15 protein-coding genes are annotated in these 15,288 nt (G+C 60.1%); 2 read left to right on the plus strand and 13 right to left on the minus strand.

All coding sequences use genetic code 11. The annotated features are described in order from the left end of the window. Positions 1–21 precede the first annotated feature (21 nt). The 10 genes from rodA to RIB87_RS13450 form a co-directional block, all read right to left on the minus strand. Positions 22–1,170 (minus strand): rod shape-determining protein RodA, encoded by a 1,149-nt coding sequence (gene rodA, locus RIB87_RS13405; protein ID WP_350147501.1) that lies wholly within the window; start codon positions 1,168–1,170, stop codon positions 22–24. After that, positions 1,170–3,080, minus strand: a complete 1,911-nt coding sequence (mrdA, locus tag RIB87_RS13410; protein WP_350147503.1) for a penicillin-binding protein 2 — start codon at positions 3,078–3,080, stop codon at positions 1,170–1,172. Before mrdA ends, rodA begins: the two co-directional genes overlap by 1 nt. 10 nt (positions 3,081–3,090) lie before the next feature. Next, positions 3,091–3,600 (minus strand): rod shape-determining protein MreD, encoded by a 510-nt coding sequence (gene mreD / locus RIB87_RS13415; RefSeq protein ID WP_350147505.1) that lies wholly within the window; start codon positions 3,598–3,600, stop codon positions 3,091–3,093. A gap of 2 nt (positions 3,601–3,602) precedes the next feature. Beyond that, positions 3,603–4,649: a rod shape-determining protein MreC gene (gene mreC, locus RIB87_RS13420; protein ID WP_350147507.1), complete on the minus strand. Its 1,047-nt coding sequence runs from the start codon at positions 4,647–4,649 to the stop codon at positions 3,603–3,605. Positions 4,650–4,808: 159 nt separating this feature from the next. Further along, positions 4,809–5,828, minus strand: coding sequence for a rod shape-determining protein (locus RIB87_RS13425; protein ID WP_502943261.1), 1,020 nt, complete (start codon positions 5,826–5,828; stop codon positions 4,809–4,811). A 129-nt stretch (positions 5,829–5,957) separates the two neighbouring features. Then, positions 5,958–7,544, minus strand: coding sequence for a 2-isopropylmalate synthase (locus RIB87_RS13430; RefSeq protein ID WP_350147511.1), 1,587 nt, complete (start codon positions 7,542–7,544; stop codon positions 5,958–5,960). A gap of 126 nt (positions 7,545–7,670) precedes the next feature. Further along, the gene (locus tag RIB87_RS13435; protein WP_350147513.1) at positions 7,671–7,805 is read right to left on the minus strand and encodes a hypothetical protein; all 135 of its coding nucleotides are present in this window, start codon (positions 7,803–7,805) and stop codon (positions 7,671–7,673) included. A gap of 238 nt (positions 7,806–8,043) precedes the next feature. Beyond that, positions 8,044–9,051 (minus strand): LysR family transcriptional regulator, encoded by a 1,008-nt coding sequence (locus RIB87_RS13440; protein WP_350147515.1) that lies wholly within the window; start codon positions 9,049–9,051, stop codon positions 8,044–8,046. 100 nt (positions 9,052–9,151) lie between these two features. Beyond that, on the minus strand, positions 9,152–10,348 hold the full coding sequence (purT, locus tag RIB87_RS13445; protein WP_350147517.1) for a formate-dependent phosphoribosylglycinamide formyltransferase: 1,197 nt from the start codon (positions 10,346–10,348) through the stop codon (positions 9,152–9,154). A gap of 31 nt (positions 10,349–10,379) precedes the next feature. Next, entirely contained in the window at positions 10,380–11,351 is a 972-nt protein-coding gene (locus tag RIB87_RS13450) for an oxidoreductase (RefSeq protein ID WP_350147519.1), read from the minus strand. Positions 11,352–11,450: 99 nt separating this feature from the next. Between RIB87_RS13450 and RIB87_RS13455 the strand changes: the two genes are divergently transcribed. Further along, positions 11,451–12,218 carry an esterase/lipase family protein gene (locus tag RIB87_RS13455; protein WP_350147521.1) on the plus strand — a complete coding sequence of 256 codons (768 nt, stop codon included), beginning with the start codon at positions 11,451–11,453 and terminating at the stop codon, positions 12,216–12,218. Positions 12,219–12,336: 118 nt separating this feature from the next. On the opposite strand, the gene RIB87_RS13460 is transcribed toward RIB87_RS13455, so the two are convergent. Continuing rightward, positions 12,337–12,969, minus strand: a complete 633-nt coding sequence (locus RIB87_RS13460; protein ID WP_350147523.1) for a cation efflux transmembrane domain-containing protein — start codon at positions 12,967–12,969, stop codon at positions 12,337–12,339. Positions 12,970–13,073: 104 nt separating this feature from the next. Between RIB87_RS13460 and RIB87_RS13465 the strand changes: the two genes are divergently transcribed. Continuing rightward, positions 13,074–13,526, plus strand: coding sequence for a MerR family transcriptional regulator (locus tag RIB87_RS13465; protein WP_350147525.1), 453 nt, complete (start codon positions 13,074–13,076; stop codon positions 13,524–13,526). Here the strand turns inward: RIB87_RS13465 and RIB87_RS13470 are convergent. Continuing rightward, a complete protein-coding gene (locus RIB87_RS13470; RefSeq protein ID WP_350147527.1) occupies positions 13,510–14,199 on the minus strand; it encodes an aspartate/glutamate racemase family protein in 690 nt (229 codons plus the stop codon). The genes RIB87_RS13465 and RIB87_RS13470 overlap by 17 nt on opposite strands. A gap of 52 nt (positions 14,200–14,251) precedes the next feature. Beyond that, positions 14,252–15,271, minus strand: a complete 1,020-nt coding sequence (ilvC, locus tag RIB87_RS13475) for a ketol-acid reductoisomerase (RefSeq protein WP_350147529.1) — start codon at positions 15,269–15,271, stop codon at positions 14,252–14,254. Positions 15,272–15,288 lie beyond the last annotated feature (17 nt).

Consider the following 15,288-nt stretch of genomic DNA (forward strand, 5'->3'; position numbering starts at 1 on the left):
GTCGGTACCGGAGGAGTGCTGCTAAAGAATGCCCCCGCCGCGCGGCAGCTCCTGATTGCGATGCACGTAGATGCTCATCAGCAGGCCAAAGCCCGCGAGGATCACGAGCATGGCCGAGCCACCATATGAAACCAGCGGCAAGGGCACACCCACCACAGGGATAAGCCCCATCACCATGGCCACGTTGATGAACACATAGAGGAAAAAGTTGACGCCGAGCGCTGCCACCAGCAACCGGCCGAACTGGTTTCGCGCACCCATGGCCACCATCATGATGAAGCCCAGCAGCGCTGCATAAAGCGCCATCAGCGTCATTCCGCCCATCAGGCCGAGTTCTTCTGACAGCATCACAAAAATAAAATCGGTCTGCTTTTCGGGCAGAAAGTTCAGGTGGCTCTGGGTGCCTTCCATAAAGCCCTTGCCCCACACCCCGCCGGAGCCAAGGGCAATCTTGGCCTGCGTTGTATGATACCCCGCACCTAAAGGGTCACGCGACGGATCCAGGAACGTAAACACCCGCTCGCGCTGATACGGCAGCAGAAAGTATTGCCAGCCGATGGGTATGGCGACCATGACCGCAGCGCCCGCCGCTACAATATAGCGCCACGACAGGCCCGCCATAAATATGACCGAAACGCCAACAACGGACAGCAGCAGCGCTGTACCAAGATCAGGCTGACGTAAAACCAGCGCCACCGGCAAGGCGATGAATGCAAGCGCAGGCAGCATATAAAGCGGATGCGATACCCTGTCCTGCTCAAGCATGTGGTAGTAGCGCGCAAGGGCCAGCGCGAGCGTGATTTTCATAAGTTCCGACGGCTGAAGCTGAATGAAGCCCAGGTTGATCCAGCGTGTTGCGCCCATGCCCGTGGTGCCCGCAACCTCAACAGCAATCAGCAGCACAAGTGCAAAGCCATATGCGGGATAGGCAAGCTGCAGCCACAGCCTCGGATCCACCAGGGCGAACACCAGTAAAATGCCCATGCCAAGGCCAAACCGCACCATCTGCCGTGACGCCCATGGATCAAAGCTACCGTCTGCAGCCGAGTACAACATGGCAAAACCAAATGATGCGATGGCGGTAACCAGCAGCAAAAAGCCCCAGTTTATTTCATACAGCTTATCAATCAGGCTCAGCCGGCCTGAACGCGATATGGCTTCGAGAACCATCAGCCCCGCCCCTTCGCCACGCCATCGCCCAAATCAGTCACATCTCGTCCGTGTACGGATTGCTCATAGGCGGCAAGCGCCATCGGGTCACGGGTCAGGACGCGGGTCATGACGTCCTTGGCTACAGGCGCTGCCGCCGCGCTGCCACCGCCCCCATGATCGACGATCACGCTGATGGCGTAGCGCGGGTTGGCAACAGGGCCGTACCCCACAAACAGCGCATGGTCGCGAAACCGCCAGGGAAGATCCTCGTTCTGCGTTACACCGCGTGCGCGCTCCTCACGCGAGATACGGCGCACCAGAGCGGTGCCGGTTTTACCCGCCATGGCAAGGCCCTCCAGCGGCAGACGCGAGCGAAACGCAGTGCCGCCGGGAATGTTCACCACAGCATCCATGCCCCGTTGAATGACCTCCATGTTTTCAGGTGCAATGCCCATTGGCACCGCCTGCGGAGCCGGGCGCGCGCGACCGCCGACCGACCGCACAAGCCACGGGCGCACAGCCTTGCCCCCATTGGCAAACCGCGCTGACATGGTGGCAAGCTGCACCGGCGTGGTCAGCAGATAGCCCTGGCCGATGGCGGCGTTCAGCGTTTCGCCCTGCTGCCAGGGAATGCCGGTGGTGGCGCGCTTCCAGCCGCGTGACGGCACGAGGCCGGGTTTTTCACCCGCCATATCCATTGCCACCTGATCGCCAAGGCCGAAGCGTCGTGACATCTCCTCAATTTTGTCTATCCCGACACGCTTGCTCAGTTCATAAAAATACACGTTGCAGGATTGTTGAATGGCCTGGACCATATTCACCGGGCCATGCCCGCCACGCTTCCAGCAATGAAAATCATGGCTGCCCAGCGTCACCTTGCCGCCGCAGTTAACGAGCCGCTGCGGGGTCATGGCACCCGCTTCAAGAGCGGCCAGTGCTACAATCATTTTGTAAGTCGAACCCGGCGGGTACTGACCCGCCAGCGTCTTGTTGACCAGTGGGTTCAGTTCGTTGTTGGTCAGCCCATCCCACTCCGCCTGGCTCAGCCCCACATTGAACAGGTTGGGATCAAACCCCGGCGCAGACACGATGGCGACAAGCTCGCCGGAATGCACATCCATGACCACCACAGACGCGCTCTCGCCGCGCACACGCTCGGTGGCAAAACGCTGAATATCCATGTCGAGGGTCAGCACCACTTCGTCGCCGGGCGTACCGGGCACTTTAGCCAACTCGCGAATGACACGGCCAAACGCATTTACTTCGACGCGGCTGTTGCCCGCGCGCCCGCGAAGTTCGGATTCAAGCAGTCGCTCAACACCTGACCGCCCGACGCGAAAACCCGGCAATTGCAGCAACGGGTCGTTCGCTCCTTCAAGGTCGCTATCAGACACAGCCGCCACATAGCCCACCACATGCGCCAGATCCTCTCCATACGGATAATGCCGTGTGTCACCCACTTCAGGCTGTAGACCAGGCAGGTCCGGCGTATGGATATTGATCTCGGCGAAGTCTTCCCACTCCAGGTTTTCCGCAACCGTCAGCGGAACAAAACCACGTTTCTGGCTTACATCCTTCAGGATGCGTTTGCGCGTTCGCTCCGTGATCGGAATAATGTCGGACAGCTTGTCGAGAGTTGCCTCCACATCGTCGGTTTGCTCCGGAATAAGCACGACACGGAAGTTTTGCCGGTTGGTGGCCAGTTTCTTGCCAAACCTGTCCACCACCTCGCCACGCAACGGCGGCAGCAGCCGGACATTGACGCGGTTCTCCTCAGCCAAAATCTCATACTGCTGGCTCTCGATCACCTGCAGGTAATACATCCGGCCCGCCAGCACGGCGAACAACGCAAGTTGCCCACCGCCCAGAATGGCCGCCCGGCGGCTGAACAGTTTTTGCTTGTCGGCATCACGATCATCAAGCGCCATCAGGTATCCCTCATGCCGCCGGGGCCAGCGCCGTCAGTTGACGGTTGACCCTGGTGAGAACAAAAGACACCGGCGGATAAACAAGAGCGGTGATCGCCGCCTGCATTGCCAGTGGCAGCGGATTGACTGCAAACCCGTAATGCACGGACGCGCCAAACCAGAGCACCACAGCCGAAATGGCGCAGATAACAGCAAAGCCAAGCCACAGGGTAGAAAACCCCCGGCCAACAAGCATCAGCCGTTGCGTGTGCGTAAGCCCGTAAGCTGCAAGCAACATAACCGTGTACAGACCAATAGGACCGCCTGACACAATGTCCTGCAACAAGCCGACAAAGAACACCGCCCATGGTGGGAAGAATTCAGGCCGGTGGACAGCAAAGAAATAGGCCACCACCAGCGTAAACACAGGCGCAATCGTTCCGCCCGTGCCTATACCGACCGGCACAAGCGACAAGAATATACCGATAAGCGACAGCCCTACCGGCACCGCAATCCAGAATACCTGCGATACATCCCGCATGGCTATTCCCCTTGCGGAGCTGAATCGACGGCAGCATTCCCGATAGCAGGCGGCCCGGCGCGCGCCGCATCGGTGCCTGCAGCCGCCCCCGGCTCGCCTGCCCGCTCAACCAGCTGATCGGCAGCCGCTGGTTCGTCACCGGGCAGTTTCGGTGCCACGTCCTCTCCAATTGTTTCTCTGGCAGCGTCTTCGGCGGCCGCCTCTTCATCCGTGTCCGCTACAACACGCGTCGGGAATTCATATTTGAGAACCCTTACGGCGCTGGTGCGGTCAAACTCCGAGTTGGTTTGCAGGCGCGGGCTGCCATCGCTTGCCAGCACCACAATGCCAACCGGCAGGCCCGGCGGCATCAACCCGCCATGCCCGGACGTCACAATCCGGTCGCCCGGCGACAACGCTGCTTCAGGCGGCAAAAAATCAATGCGCGGAAACCGGCTATTATCACCCACCGCAATGGCCCGGTAGCCGGAAGGCTCAACACGCACCGGCACGCGGCTGTTAAGGTCGGTCAGCAGCAGCACCCGCGAGGCTGTGGCCCCGGTGCTGACAACACGGCCTATCAGTCCCTCGTCGTCAACCACCGCCTGCCCCGGCTCCACACCGTCCGCAGCCGGAACATTGACAATAAAGGCATGTACAAACGGCCCGCCGCTGTCGCCAATGATGTTGCCGGTGGCATATTCAATGCTTGGCTCAACCGCGACATCCAGCAACGCTTCAAAGCGCGCCACGCGGCGTTCCAGAGCCCGCGCCTGCTCGCGCCAGACTTTCAGTTCTTCGTTCTCAGCGCGCAGGCGGGCGTTTTCTTCAAACACATAGGCGTATTCATCTGTTGAGGCGATGAAGTTACGTACAGCCGCCACCGGGCGCGAAGTCACCTCAAGCAGCGGCGCAGACAGGTCGGTTATCACCTGGCGGGTCTGGTCCACGAGGTAGCTCTCAGCCCGCCCGACCAATAATACCGAAGCAAAGGTAAGCGCGAGCACCAGCGACAACCGGTGCGACGACACCCGAAACGGTAACTTGACCCTGTTGGTCGGTTCCCTCACTGCACCTGCCTCTTGGGCGGCGGGCTTATGCGCCCGCGCAGCCCATCGCCAATTTCCCCGTTAAAGCGCCCCCACGCTTAATTCAGCAGTTAAGCTAATGCCTTGGGATAACAGCATTATTAACGCCAACCGGCAATATGCAGGTCTGGCGGCCTAACTTTAATAAACAGACGACAGCACATGCCGCATGGTACGGATATGCTCCAGCGCCAGACCGGTGCCCATGGCCACGCAGGACAAAGGCTCATCAGCGATGGAAACCGGCAGACCTGTTTCCTCGCGCAACACCTGATCCAGATTTGCCAGCAGTGCGCCGCCACCGGTCAGCACAATGCCCTTGTCCACAATGTCGGCAGCCAATTCTGGCGGCGTGGCTTCAAGCGCCACCTTGACGGCTTCCACAATGGCACCCACAGGCTCCGCCAGACTTTCAGCAATCTGCCGTTGAGAAATAGTGATTTCCTTGGGCACACCGTTCATCAGGTCGCGACCCTTGATTTCAATGGTCATGCCCGCGCCGTCATCGGGAATTGCCGCAGAGCCAACTTCCTTCTTGATGCGCTCCGCCGAGCTTTCGCCAACCAGCAGATTATGATGCCTGCGGATATAGCCGATGATGGCTTCATCCATCTTGTCGCCACCCACACGCACCGAGCGCGAATAGACGATGCCGCCCAGTGAGAGCACGGCCACTTCCGTGGTGCCGCCACCAATGTCCACCACCATGGAGCCTGTAGGTTCCGTCACCGGCAGCCCGGCACCAATGGCAGCCGCCATCGGCTCCTCGATGAGGTACACCCGGCGCGCACCGGCTGACAGCGCGGATTCCTGAATGGCGCGCCGCTCAACGGCTGTGGAGCCCGAAGGCACACACACAATGATCTGCGGATTGGCGAACGACCGGCGGTTATGCACCTTGCGAATGAAGTGCTTGATCATTTCCTCAGCGATTTCAAAGTCGGCAATCACCCCATCGCGCATCGGCCGGATGGCTTCAATGTTGCCGGGCGTGCGGCCCAGCATCATCTTGGCTTCTTCACCAACGGCCAGAACCTGTTTCTTGCCGCCTTTGTTGATGATGGCGACCACAGAAGGTTCGTTGAGCACAATGCCGCGCCCCTTCACATAGACCAGCGTATTCGCGGTCCCCAGGTCGATGGCCATATCGGCCGAGAGCATTCCCAACAAGCCTCCAAGCATTCTTTTTCGCAGTCCTTTGTTCTTTGGGGGCGTGCCGGAAATGGCGCACCTGATGGAATCAAGAGCGGCGGTGCATATGGCACCGCCGCCTGTGTATCTGCCCGCGCTTTATGGCGCGACCATGGCCTCCGGCGCTGTTTTCAGGCGCTTTGTCTGCAGCCGGTTGAGCGCACTCACATAAGCCCGCGCACTTGCGACCAGCGTATCCGTATCCGCCCCGCGACCCGTAACGGACTTGCCGTCTTCCTCAAGCCGGACCGACACCTCCGCCTGCGCATCGGTGCCCCCGGTAACGGCATGTACCTGATAAAGCAGCAAATGCGCGTCATACGGAACCAGCATCTTGATGGCATTGAAGATTGCATCCACCGGACCATCGCCGGTCGCTTTGGTGGAGCGCGTTTCGCCATCCACTTCCAGCGTCAGCGTTGCTTCTTGCGGGCCTTCCGTACCCGCCACAACGGCGAGCTTCAGCACCTTGATGTTTTCGTTGCCGGCAGCAACCTCATCATCAACGAGCGCCACAATGTCCTCATCAAACACGTGCTTTTTCTTGTCGGCCAGATCCTTGAAGCGCTTGAACGCATCCTGCAACTGGTTGTCACCCAGCTGATAGCCCAGCGTCTGCAGCTTGTCCTTGAAGGCATGACGACCTGACAGCTTGCCCAACACCAGCGACGACTTGGAGATGCCCACACTCTCAGGCGTCATGATCTCGTAGGTCTCGGTGTTTTTCAGCATCCCGTCCTGATGGATGCCGCTCTCATGCGCAAACGCATTCTGGCCGACAATCGCCTTGTTGTACTGCACCGGAAACGACGTGACGCTGGACACAACCTTGGACGCCCGCGCAATCATTTCTGATTTGATGCCGGTATCATAAGGCATGGCATCGCCACGGGTGCGCAAAGCCATAACAATTTCTTCGAGCGCCGCATTGCCTGCCCGCTCACCCAACCCGTTGATGGTACATTCAACCTGCCGCGCACCAGCACCAACACCCGCCAGTGAATTGGCAACAGCCAGCCCCAGGTCGTTATGGCAATGAGTGGAGAACACGGCTTTGTCGGCATTGGGCACACGCTCACGCAGCATCGTGAAAATGCCCGCATACTCCGTCGGCACCGTGTAGCCCACCGTATCAGGAATGTTGATGGTGGTAGCACCCGCCTTGATGGCTGCTTCCACGCATTTGCACAAAAAATCATGCTCCGTGCGCGTCGCATCCTCTGCGGACCACTCCACATTGTCCACCAGATTGCGCGCCAGTGACACGCTGGCCACAACCGCATCCAGCACCTGCTCCGGTGTCATTTGCAGCTTGTGCTTCATATGCACGGGGCTGGTGGAAATAAACGTATGAATGCGCCCGCGCTGGGCGTTGCGCAGCGCTTCACCCGCCCGCTCAATGTCTTTCGCACCGGCGCGCGACAGACCGCAGATCACGCTGTCCTTGATGCGACGGGCAATTTCCGACACCGCTTCAAAGTCGCCGTTGGAGGCAATCGGGAAGCCGGCTTCGATAATGTCGACGCCCATTGCTTCGAGTGTTTCTGCTACCTGGATTTTTTCATCCAGGTTCATGCTGGCCCCCGGCGACTGTTCGCCGTCACGCAACGTGGTATCAAAAATGAGAACACGGTCGGCGCTTGGGGCTGCCTGTACACCGCGTTTTGATTTGCTATCGGGTATCATCTTGTTTCGTCCTTCTCAGGTTCCAATGCATGGCTGGTCGGTATTGCCATGCGGTTCGAAGATCTCGCTTCGTCCCCTGAATGCCCGTCCTTGCCTGCGTTGAAATATGCAAAGGACCGCCAGCGCTCAGGGGCTGGTAAGGAGAAGGCGTGTGCCGAGCCGGTTTGTGGTAGGAAAGTGCAGACGTGCAAAACCGCCGCCGGAAGCCGCAGCTTCTGCCGTCAGTTTGGTGCCAACGATGTCAGCGCGAGCAATGCTCATCTGCGCGTCTTTCCGTCTTTTGTCCGCCGGGTTTCGCGACACTCATTTCCCGACCGCCACAAAACTGCGCCCGAAAAATCCACGAAAGCCAAAACCACTATACAAAGCTAGGACTTGGTGGGTTAACGAAAGGTAACCAACCGTTACGTCCCGCTCGGTTCGCTATTGGTTTTTAGGCCATTCGCAGCGCGGGGCGCAAGCGCCAGCAAGACTTAATCTCTGCGTTTTTATGGCCTTTTCAAGCCTCGACAGACGTTTGAGGCTCACGGCGCTGTCCGGCGCTGTCCCTGGAGGCCGCGTCACCCTCCCCGTCATCCCCTGATCCAAGCAGCGACAGCTTGGCAGCTTTGGCGCATGACACGACGAAATCCATTGCGTCGCGCACCCGGCCCACATGTGCAGTATCGTTGTGAGTCACCAGCCAAAGCTCCAGTGCACCCACCTCGTCAGCCGCGCCAATGCGCATCAATAACGGGTCCGCATCGCCCGCGATGCACGGCAGGGCCGTCAGTCCAAGCCCCTGGCGCGCCGCTTCAGCCCGCACGCTCACCGCATTGGACCGCACGACGACGCTGGCCCCCTGCTCAGCCCGGCTCATCCACCACACAGGCCCCAAAGGGCTTTCAGACAATCCAAAGCCGATCACCCGATGGCCCGCAAGCCGCCCTGGCTCTTTGGGGGCACCGCGCACTGCGGTGTAGGCCCGACTTGCGTACAGTCCGTAAGCCATGTCGCCGATTTTGCGCACAATCACATTTCCTTGCGTAGGCCGCGCAAAACGTACCGCCACATCCACGTCCTTCATGGACCCCGCAGGCGCGCCTGCGGAAGGTGCCGGTCCGGTCAGACTGGGGTCTGCAATGATCTCAAGTCGCAACTCAGGATGCGCATCGCGGAATGTAGGCAACTGCGGACCAAGCACAGCGGAAGCAAACACATCGCCCGCAGCAACCCTTACAACCCCGTCCGCCTCGCTGTCATCCGCCACAAAATCGCGTTCCAGTGCCGACAGGCGTTGATCTACCGGCGCAAGCTGGGTCAGCAACCTTTCACCGCGCGGTGTCAGCCGGTACCCCGACCGCGACCGGTCGAACAACCGTGCACCCAGTGCCTCCTCAAGCGAGGCCACACGACGCAGCACGGTGGTGGTATTGACCTTGAGCAGAGACGACGCGGCAGAAAGACTGCCCGCCTCCGCAACAGCGAGGAAAAATCTCAGATCATCCCAGTTCAAGCCGGCAGACATAGCGCCCTCCTGCAAAAGCATATGCTAGCCTACGCAAATACCGCTTATGACGCATCGCATTTTTGCGGTTATTAAATTGCGATTATGCAATACCGCAACACTAGGCCTGCCTGGGTTTTACCCGTGACGCCGCTTCCAGCGCTCTATCGCGGGCGGTTTGGGTGTCTTTGGCAGACGCGACAGCAACGCCCATGCGCCGCCGAACGAAGGCCTCAGGCTTGCCGAACAGCCGTATCTGGCTTTCCGGCACGCGCAAAGCATGGTCCAGACCATCAAACACAATGCCCTTTGCCGCCATGCCACCGTAAATCACCGCACTTGCGGCAGGTTGGGTAAGCCCGGTGGATACCGGCAGCCCCAAAATGGCCCGCGCGTGCAACGCAAACTCGCTTTGTCGCTGCGAGCCAAGCGTAACCAGCCCGGTGTCGTGCGGGCGCGGGCTCACTTCGGAAAACCACACGTCGTCGCCCTTCACAAAGAGTTCGACGCCGAAAACCCCTCGCCCGCCAAGCCGTGACGCGACTTTCGCTGCAATCTGCTGTGCTGAGGCCAGCGCCTTTTCCGGCATTGGCTGCGGCTGCCAGCTTTCCACATAATCACCGTGCTCCTGACGATGACCGATCGGCGCGCAAAATGACGTCTCGATTTCGCCGCGCTCATTCAGCGCCCTCACCGTCAGCAACGTAATTTCATAGTCAAAGTCGATACGCCCCTCAACAATCACCCGCGCCTCTTCCACCCGCCCGGCTTGCAACGCATAGGCCCAGGCAGGCGTAACTTCCTCCGCAGACTGAACAAAACTCTGTCCCTTGCCGGACGACGACATGACAGGCTTGACGAATACGGGAAAGCCGATCTCGGCTGCTGCCCTGGCTAGCTCACGCTCGGTTGTGGCAAATGCGTAGGGCGACGTGGGGAGGCTCAGTTCTTCGGCTGCCAGGCGCCTTATGCCTTCACGATTCATGGTGAGTTGAACAGCTTCGGGCGTGGGAATGACATCCGCCACCCCCTGCCGCGCAATCACCGCCAGTTCGTCGGTCGCGATTGCCTCAATTTCCGGCACAATCAAATGCGGCCGCTCAGCCATGACAACCCGGCGGATTTCCTCCGCCTTCGTCATATCCACAACGTGGCTGCGATGCGCCACCTGCATGGCGGGTGCGTTGGCATAGCGGTCCACCGCAATCACCTCAGCCCCGAAGCGCTGAAGCTCAATCACCACTTCCTTGCCAAGCTCGCCCGCCCCCAGCAGCATCACGCGTGTGGCAGACGGGGTAAGCGGTGTGCCGATACGCATGGGGGCCTCTTTGGCGGGCGGATGAAAACTGTCAGGCGAAGCGTTCTCCTACCATTTCTTCCGATTTAATCCAAAGCGCCGCCGCCGTTTTTGGGTTCTGCGCGTGCGGCAGCACGCCGCCGCGGATTTCAGCCATCCGCTCAGGCGTCACCTGCTCCGACTTGTGACAATCCTCACAGTAATAACCGCCCTCGCCGTCAAGCTCGGGGGCAGTGGCACACCAGGTGGCGGTGGCAGCGCCCTGCTCGACGTTCTTGAAACCAGGGTGAACCTTGCCTTCTTCATTGACCCAGCCCAGCACCTTGAACTCTTCGGGGTCCATATCGCGCTGAAGCCCTGTCATGATACCGCCGGGATGAACAGAAAACGCGCGAATGCCCTTCGCCTTCACCCGCGCATCGAGCTCCAGCGCAAACAGCGCATTGGCCGTCTTGGCGCGGCCATAGGCGGTCCATTTTTCATAGTCAGTCTTTTCAAAATTGGGATCGTCGAGATCAACATCACATATGCGGTGCCCGGTCGATGAAAGCGCCACCACCCGCGCGCCGCCGTCCGCCGCTCCCTTTTCCAGCGCCGGCAACAACCGACCGGTCAGCACGAAATGCCCCAGATGGTTGGTGCCAAACTGGCTTTCAAAGCCCTGCGCCGTTGTGCGATGTGGCGTCGCCATGATGCCCGCATTGTTGATGAGAATGTGCAGCGGCTTGCCGGTGGCCACAAACCCGTCCGCAAAGGCACGCACACTGTCCAGATCGCCCAGATCAAGCGTGCCGGTTTCCACATGCGTGTTGCCAGTGGTTTTCTGGATGTCCGCCACGGCGGCTTGCAGCTTGTCGGGACTGCGGCCGGGAATGATCACATGTGCCCCGGCACCCGCCAGTGCCCGCGCGGTCTCAACGCCCAAACCCGATGATGCCCCCGTCACGATCGCCACCCTGCCTGACAGATCGATCCCCGCCACCACGTCCGCGGCGGTTGACCGCATACCAAATTCTCGCGCCATTGGTCTGCACTCCCTGCTATGATTGATGGAGTCGATGGTGGGACGACATCCCACATGACCCTCGGTCATTTTTGTTATGTTAGTCTGGATCGGCTGCCGATGGCCACCACAGAAATCATAAAACGGACGCATCCCGTGCAACGTATTCCGGCCCTGCCCAAAACCATGCGGCTTCGCGACGTTCTCGGCGAAGGCCGGGCTATCCTTGAGCTTGGCGCGCTGCCCGCATCGCTTCCCGCCCTCATGAGCCTCAGCCCGCGCGGCGACGGCCAGCCCGTGCTGACCCTGCCGGGGCTGATGGCGTCTGATAGTTCGATGGCGATCATGCGCCGCTTCCTGCGCGAGCTTGGCTACTCGGTTCATCCATGGCGGCTGGGCCGCAACCTTGGCCCCAACGCTGAACTGCGTGCCGGCATGATGGCCAGGCTTGAGGAAATTGAAGGCCGTGTCGGGCGGCGTGTCTCCATCATCGGCTGGTCGCTGGGCGGCATTTATGCGCGCGAGCTTGCCCGCCGCTCTCCGCGCCTTGTTCGCCAGGTCATTACGCTGGCAAGCCCTTTTGCCGCCGGTATGCGTATGGACAACACCTACGTGGACGAAGCACTGGCCGAGCGCCTGCGCACCCCGCCGCCGGTGCCCTGCACGGCCATCTACACCCGCCACGACGGCGTGGTGCCCTGGCAGACCTGCCGCGAGGACGCGCATCCGCATACTGAAAATATCGAAGTGCCCGCCACCCATATCGGCATCGGCGTCAACGCGCTGGCGCTCTATGCCATAGCCGATCGCCTGGCCCAGCCCGAAGGCAAATGGCAACCGTTCCGGAAGAACGGCGTCAAATCCATTCTCTACCGTGAGCGTGGCTAAGCGGAAAAAGTGAAGCCCGGCGCGCGGACACACGGGCTTCTGTCCCGGCCATCATTGGTGGCGTGGCTCGCGCGCTAGGGCCGGTAACACATCAACAATACACTACCTGTAACCGGCATCAATCGCCTGTGGGCATGGCAGCCATGCCACGCAACTCAGCTCGGGCCTGCTTAAAAATCGATACCGCTGAACTGGTAAACAGCGCTGCCATCAGCGCAGCCACCGCCAGATCAGGCCAGGGCGTTTGCGTCACCGCAACGGCCCCCGCTGCGCCAATCACCGCAACGTTGCCAATCGCGTCGTTTCGGCTGCACAGCCACACAGAGCGCACATTGGCATCACCGTCGCGAAATTTCATGAGGATGAAGGCGCTCATCACGTTGGCAGCCAGGGCCACCATCGCAACACTGCCCATGATCGGCGCGCTGGGGTCGTTCAAAAATACTGCGCTGTAGGCCGTGTACCCCATAACGCCCAGACCCATGGCCAGCAGCGATGCCGCCTTCACCATGGCAGCACGCGCACGCCAGTGAATGGCCATGCCGATCACCAGCAACGACAGTGCATAGGTCGCCGTATCGCCTGCGAAGTCCAGCGCATCTGCCTTGAGCGCCATAGACTGCCCGGCAAAGCCAGCAGTGGCTTCCACAAAGAACATCACCCCGTTGATGGCAATCACCATCCACAATGCGCGGCGGTATTGCGGCGTTGCGCCATCAAAATCTTGGGTCTCGTTGCATCCAGCGCTCATGATCTGTGTCCTTGATTCCTTACCAATGACACGCAACATAGGAGCTACAGCGACTAGAGCTTCAAGGGCAAAATGCAGTGGGGCGCAAAAAGGGGACGCAAAAAATGTTCACCATCGGCAAGCTGGCCGTACAAACCGGCGTCAAAGTGCAGACCGTTCGCTACTACGAAGATATCGGACTGATGCCAAAAGCCGAGCGCTCTGCGGGCAACCAGCGGCTTTATACGCAAACCCACGCAGACCGCCTTGGCTTCATCCGCCACGCCCGCGAACTGGGTTTTCCCCTCGACGCCATACGCACACTGCTGGCTTTGTCAGACGACCCCGATGCATCGTGCGCCGACGCCGACAAGATCGCCCGCACACGCCTCGCCGAAGTCGAAAGCCGCATCGCCCGTCTTGAAACACTGAAAACAGAACTCATCCGCATGATCGCCCAATGCGCCCACGGCACCACCGCGGACTGCCGTATCATCGAGGTACTCGCCGCCGCCGATCACGCCTTCTGCGCCACCTCCGACCACCAACCAGCCGCTGCCCCTAAACTCGTTCCTTGATCGCGTCCAGCACGGCAGCAAGGCCGCTTGCCGGGCTGGTGAGCACGGGGACTGACACATCGGTGTTGGTAAGCGCATCCACCATGGAGGCCTGCGCCAGAACGATCACGTTGGCACCGGCCTGCCCGGCAAGCGTGATGTGATCGCTGATAAGGCTGTTGGCTCGGGTGGCATCGCCCGCCTCGAAGGCATCCCACGCCCCTTCCACAAGGACCGGTGCAATGTCAGCGCGCGCCGAGATGCGGGCCACTTCATCCGCAATCAGATTAACAGTCGGCGCCAGCGTGCATTTGAGGGTGGCCAAAACCGCGATGGATCGCCCGGTCTGGGCGGCTTGTGCAGCCATCGGCCGGTCAACGCGCAACAGTGGTTTGGCGGCTTTGGTTGCCGCTTCATCTGCCGCCGGACCAAGCGTTGAGCAGGTACACAGCACAGCGTCAGAACCCGCAGTGGCTTCATAAAGAATGCGCACGGCGCGGGCATGGGTGTCTTCCGGCAGCACGCCCGCTGAAATGGCCCGCTGCAACAGGTCTTCGCGCACCACATGCGACAGCCGGATTTCCGGCAGGTCGCTATAAACGTCCTGCGTCCTCAGGCGAGCAAACAGGCGTTCAAAAACCTCCACGTGCCGGGGCGACGTATGCAGCAGCGTCAGAACAAGAGCACGGCGCATCACGACACTCCGGCACGGGGTGGCTCATCCAATCCTATAGGGGGATTTTGCCCTAGTTCTTGGCCTTGTCCACCAGAGCTTTTTCGGTGATCCACGGCATCATGCCACGCAGGCGCGCGCCCACTTCCTCGATCGGGTGAGCGGCATTGCGGGCGCGGGTTGCCTTGAACGAGGTCTGGCCGACCTTGTTTTCCAGCATCCAGTCGCGGGTGAACTTGCCTGACTGAATGTCATCCAGCACACGCTTCATCTCCGCCTTGGTTTCCGGCGTTACGATGCGTGGCCCGGTAACATATTCGCCGTACTCGGCGGTATTGGAGATCGAGTAGTTCATGTTGGCGATGCCGCCTTCATAAATCAGGTCCACGATCAGCTTCACTTCGTGCAGACATTCGAAATACGCCATCTCCGGCGCGTAGCCGCCTTCCACCAGCGTTTCAAAGCCGGCGCGGATCAGTTCCACAAGGCCGCCGCACAGCACAACCTGCTCACCGAAAAGATCGGTTTCGCATTCTTCCTGGAACGTGGTCTCGATGATGCCCGCCTTGCCGCCGCCAATGGCGGACGCATAAGAGAGGCCAAGGTCATGCGCGTTGCCCGACGCATCCTGATGGATAGCAATCAGGCACGGCACACCGCCGCCACGCAGATATTCACCGCGCACCGTGTGGCCAGGGCCTTTGGGCGCCACCATCAAGACGTCAATGTCCGCACGCGGCTCGATCAGGTTGAAGTGGATGTTGAGGCCGTGGGCAAACAGCAGCGCTGCGCCGGGTTTCATGTTGTTGGCCAGATCATCCTTGTAGATGTCGCCCTGAAGCTCGTCCGGCGTCAGCATCATCAGCACGTCGGCCCACTTGGCCGCGTCCGCAACGGTCATCACCTTGAGGCCCTCGCCTTCCACCTTTTTGGCGGTGGCAGACCCGGCGCGCAGCGCAACCGCCACCTCGCCAACACCCGACTCTTTCAGGTTCAGCGTATGGGCATGACCCTGTGAGCCATAGCCGATGATGGCAACTTTCTTGCCCTTGATGAGATTAACGTCTGCATCGCGGTCGTAATAAACGCGCATCTTTCTGTATTCCTTAT

It is taken from the genome of Pyruvatibacter sp. (assembly GCF_040219635.1).
In the GTDB taxonomy this organism is placed as follows: domain Bacteria; phylum Pseudomonadota; class Alphaproteobacteria; order CGMCC-115125; family CGMCC-115125; genus Pyruvatibacter.